Origin of the sequence: Photobacterium sanguinicancri (assembly GCF_002265265.1) — a bacterium.
In the GTDB taxonomy this organism is placed as follows: domain Bacteria; phylum Pseudomonadota; class Gammaproteobacteria; order Enterobacterales; family Vibrionaceae; genus Photobacterium; species Photobacterium sanguinicancri.
The window spans coordinates 1-440 of sequence record NZ_NOIF01000461.1; the positions used below are offsets into that span (position 1 = coordinate 1).

General features: G+C 73.0%; 1 protein-coding gene. It reads left to right on the top strand.

The features are described 5' to 3' along the window. On the top strand, window positions 1-440 hold a 440-nt coding region (locus ASV53_RS24610; RefSeq protein ID WP_141226349.1), incomplete at both ends, for a GNAT family N-acetyltransferase.

Sequence of the window (440 nt, forward strand, 5' to 3'; positions counted from 1 at the left end):
GACGCTCCCGATGCGGAGGACTTCGTCGTCTACGGCGAGTTCAACCGCCGTGTGTGCGCCGAGAGGGCGGGACTGCCCGACCTCGCCCCGACAGCCGCTCAGATGCTGCCCGCCTGGCGCGCCCCGTCCGACACCCGCCATACGGGTTTCGTCGCCCAGCGCGGCGGGCGGATCGTCGGGATCGTGACGATCGACTACCCCGAGGAGGAGGGAGCACGTGCGGCTGAGATCGACGTGCTCGTACCCGAGGAGTTCTGGGGCCGCGGTGTGGAGGAGGCACTCCTCGACCAGGCGGAGAGCGCAGCGCGGCGCGAAGGGCGCACCACGTTCCAGGGATGGACGCTGCACCGACCGGACGTCCCAGGGGCGCGCATCCTCACGCCGCGGACCGGCTGGGGCCGCATGCCCGCGAATCCCCCGGCCGCGCTGCTCGAGGCCCG